Genomic DNA, 3,504 nt, shown 5'->3' on the forward strand with positions numbered 1-3,504 from the left:
TCCACCAGCACGTCGGCCAGACTCTCATAGCGCCAAAAACGCAAGCCGCCTTGCGCCAGGCCGCGCCGTGTATCGTGCACGAATGCAAAAAACAGTGTTGCAATGCCCTCTTCCCTGCCAATGAACACACCTTCGTGCTGGCTAAAATCCTGTGACAGCTCGAAAAACGCTTGCAGCGGCGCAAGGATTTTGGGATGGGAGAGAAGAAACTCGCCGTTTTCAAATAAAACGTAAGCGTGATAAATTCCGGCATCTTCAAATTGCCGGCGAAAATCCGTTACGCTCCACGCGCGCACGAGTCGCGCCAGGTCGCGGCGCTTTTCGTCAACTGGTGTAATGGAGTTGTTGGCTGGCACGGCTACCCCTTCCAATTCGGATTGTGGATTGCGGAGTTTTGAATTTTTGTGTTGCGGGTTACGTAAAGTGTTCCATTCGAGTGCAATGGTACTTCAATTTGTATGAGTATTTTGATTTGTCATTCCGTAGGAATCTTGTGAAGTACTCGGTGCTGTGCTTGTTACTTCACAATGTAAGCAAGAATTGGTGCATCACTTTTGAATTTTACCGACGAGCCGGAACCAAAAAGAAAATCAACGAACCACGGATTTCACGGATTGGCACGGATTGATTTCTTTTCAATAATCTGTGAAATCCGTGTAATCCGTGGTCGAATTCTTTGCTTTTTGGGGTAGCGATTTCACCACAAAGGCACTAAGCTCGGGATCGGGCAGCAACTATCTATGACCGGTCGAGCTTGCGCGCACGCTTGACGCCTTCCGCGATCAGCTTGCGCAACGTCGGCAGGTCGAGGTCTTCCAATTTGTTAACGTACAAGCAGCCTTTGCCGGTTTTGTGTTTTCCAAGCTTTTGCAGCAGCGCCTCGTGCGCCGACAATCCGCCCATAATGTAAAGCGTCAGATTCTGCTTGCGCGGCGAAAACCCGGTGAGAAACCAATCGCCTTCGCGCCCGCTGGCATAAACGTAGTGATATTTGCCAAAACCCACAATGCTGCTGCCCCACATTTTTGGCTCGGTTTTCGTGGCTTTTTTCATCACCTCCAGCACCGTGAAACATTCCTGCCGGCGCTGTTTGTCGGTGATGCTGTTGAGGAATTTCGTGACGCTTTGCTCGTTGACTTTGGTTTTGAGTTCGGCCATGGGAGGGTTCCTTCGGTGGAATGAGGCAGATTTCGCTCAGTAGAAAATTTATTTTGACTGAACCGATCATCACTAGCACATTACTGCTCGAATTCGTATATCGTGAGCGCAATGCTTGTCATTATCAAGTTATGGCACTTTTAAGTGATCGAAAGGATTAACCAGCTTACGGAAAGTATCTGTAGATTTCCTTTCGATGCAGAAACCGAACGAACACAACGCGCTCGTTTTCCAGTTTCAGCCCGATCCGATAATCTCCAATCCTGATACGATAGTAGCTTTCTCCCCCTTTAAGCTGTTTGAGATTATTGATTGCCCCGATATTCGCCGCCTGTTCAACTTCTTCGATAATCTCCTTTATTTGCTGGAGCACTTGTTTCTCTTTGATCTTCTTGAGATCCCGAGCAAAACTCTTTCTGAATTCCAGCGTCACGCCTTCGCCTCGATTATTCTATAGATTTCTTCTTTGCTCGTCGCTTTTGTTGTCTCACCTTCTTTACTAGCATGAATAAGCGCAATATCCTCTAATGCCTCGGTAAAAAGCTCCGAGAACAAAGCTCTTCTCTCCTCCAGCACTTCAATTAAAGCCGTCTTCAATACATCCTTCAGCCGGCTTTCATCAAAAACGATCTGTTCCATTTCAATTTCCCAAAGATGGGTTGGCAACCTAGAGTATGATCAACACCTGAGTTTGACTTAAATACTAGCGAATATTGTTTTCTACATAATTCAGAACGGAATCGAAGTCGTTAACAACTTCAGGAATAAAGCTCTCCATTAATTTAATGGCATCTTGGCTGATTTTGATGGATTGTATTGCTCGCAATCGCTCAATCTTTTGCGCCTTATCTTTTTCACATTGTCCTCTGATTTTTCCTGCATTGTGAACAAGAGCATTTCTGATTTCATTATATATAACTATTCGTCTCCACTCTTCCGTATGATCTGGGAATCTGATCTCTGCAACTTTCTTTAGATACTTTTGGGATCGAAAGATACCTTTGTCTTTCAAGTCAGCTAATGCAAGATTTAGATTGTTTTTACTAGCGATGTAACTACAAGCTTTGTCCAATGAGTATTCAAAAATCGAGTAGCCTTTGATAAAAATTGATTCCCTCAGGATTCCAGGAAACTCGTGTACAATTAACCCCAACTCCGTGGAATACTCATCATAAATCTCGGGGGATTCATTTTTGAATCTGCTACTATCCTTTGACAATACATCGTATCGTTCTTTCAAAAAGCCTTCTACCAATCTATGATACTCTTTTAGATCAAGGAGTTCTAATCTCAAGAACCCAATAAGAACATGCCACATAATTTACACTCCAAACGATTCATCCTGAATGAATAGAAAAAGCAAATTCGTGCTTAAAAAGCATAGCTACTCCAATAAGCTCCCTTTGCTGCATTCTACTTTCTATGACATAAGCTTAACCGACAGATTCACCTACTTCACCCGCACCCGAATCGTCTTCATGCCCGAGATCGCATATGGCTTGTCATCCGCATTCTTTTTGGACGAAGCACTCGAGAACGCCACCCGCTGCGAGGCTTCTTCCAGCACGCGCTGGCGCGCGAAGGAGGTGTTGCCTTTCAGATTTTGCGATTGCAAGATCGCATAAGCCGTGGGCGGCAAGGAAGTCAATTCGTCGCCTTCCACGATCAGGCCACGGTCGGGCATGCTCAATTGCACATATAGCGCGTCGTTGCGCCGGCGCTGGTTGAGCAGCGCCGCCAGTTGCTCGAAACTGCGCGGGGAAAATCGTCCGGGGAAAAATTGCTGCTCCAGCCGCGTCAACTCGCGCGCGCCGGCGGCGGTCACGGTGAGAAAACTGCCGTCAATGCCCGCCGGAATCACCAGCTTTTTCTGCACTACGGTTTCCGGGCCGCGATAAGCTTTGACGCGGCTGAACACGGTTACCGTGTCGCCCGCCTCGGCGACGCTGCGATCGAGCCACACCTGCTCGATGGTGGCATAGCGCCAGCCCGGCAGCGAGGTGAAGCGCAAATCCACGCCGCTGATTTTGACCGGTTTGAGATCGTTCGCCATCACCGCGCCCAGCGCACCCGCGATCTCGCCGGTGGATTGCAGAATGCCGTTGAGAAAGCCCTGGCCGCTCAGCGGCAGCATGCCGGGATAAAAATTCTCCAATTTGATTTTCGCGCCTTCGTGCAAGCGAATCTCGCCGTCAACTTGCAGGCTGTTTTCGCCGGTAGCAAGTCGCGCGGATTCCAGGGTGTTGACCAGCACGAAGCGCAACACCAGCGCCATCAGCGTGCTAATCGCGGGTTCGTCGGTGAACTCGAAGTAGAAGGATGATTCCTGCCCGGCCTCGCTGGTGT

At 48.3% G+C, this 3,504-nt stretch carries 5 protein-coding genes; all 5 read right to left on the reverse strand.

The genetic code is table 11. The features are described 5' to 3' along the window. A partial coding sequence (locus FBQ85_28070; GenBank protein ID MDL1878990.1) for a hypothetical protein occupies positions 1-356 on the reverse strand: 356 nt, incomplete at its 3' end. A gap of 382 nt (positions 357-738) precedes the next feature. Then, entirely contained in the window at positions 739-1,158 is a 420-nt protein-coding gene (locus tag FBQ85_28075) for a DUF1801 domain-containing protein (GenBank protein ID MDL1878991.1), read from the reverse strand. A 166-nt stretch (positions 1,159-1,324) separates the two neighbouring features. Next, entirely contained in the window at positions 1,325-1,591 is a 267-nt protein-coding gene (locus tag FBQ85_28080) for a type II toxin-antitoxin system RelE/ParE family toxin (protein MDL1878992.1), read from the reverse strand. Then, a complete protein-coding gene (locus tag FBQ85_28085; protein ID MDL1878993.1) occupies positions 1,588-1,797 on the reverse strand; it encodes a hypothetical protein in 210 nt (69 codons plus the stop codon). Before FBQ85_28085 ends, FBQ85_28080 begins: the two co-directional genes overlap by 4 nt. Positions 1,798-1,861: 64 nt before the next feature. Continuing rightward, positions 1,862-2,476, reverse strand: a complete 615-nt coding sequence (locus FBQ85_28090; GenBank protein ID MDL1878994.1) for a hypothetical protein — start codon at positions 2,474-2,476, stop codon at positions 1,862-1,864. Positions 2,477-3,504: the final 1,028 nt, after the last annotated feature.

Source organism: Cytophagia bacterium CHB2 (assembly GCA_030263535.1).
Taxonomy (GTDB): Bacteria; Zhuqueibacterota; Zhuqueibacteria; order Zhuqueibacterales; family Zhuqueibacteraceae; genus Coneutiohabitans.

What these genes read in the sequence shown, in the direction of transcription:
- FBQ85_28075 (MDL1878991.1), bottom strand. Translation starts at nt 1,158, where the DNA reads ATGGCCGAACTCAAAACCAAAGTCAACGAGCAAAGCGTCACGAAATTC.
- FBQ85_28085 (MDL1878993.1), bottom strand. Translation starts at nt 1,797, where the DNA reads ATGGAACAGATCGTTTTTGATGAAAGCCGGCTGAAGGATGTATTGAAG.
- FBQ85_28090 (MDL1878994.1), bottom strand. Translation starts at nt 2,476, where the DNA reads ATGTGGCATGTTCTTATTGGGTTCTTGAGATTAGAACTCCTTGATCTA.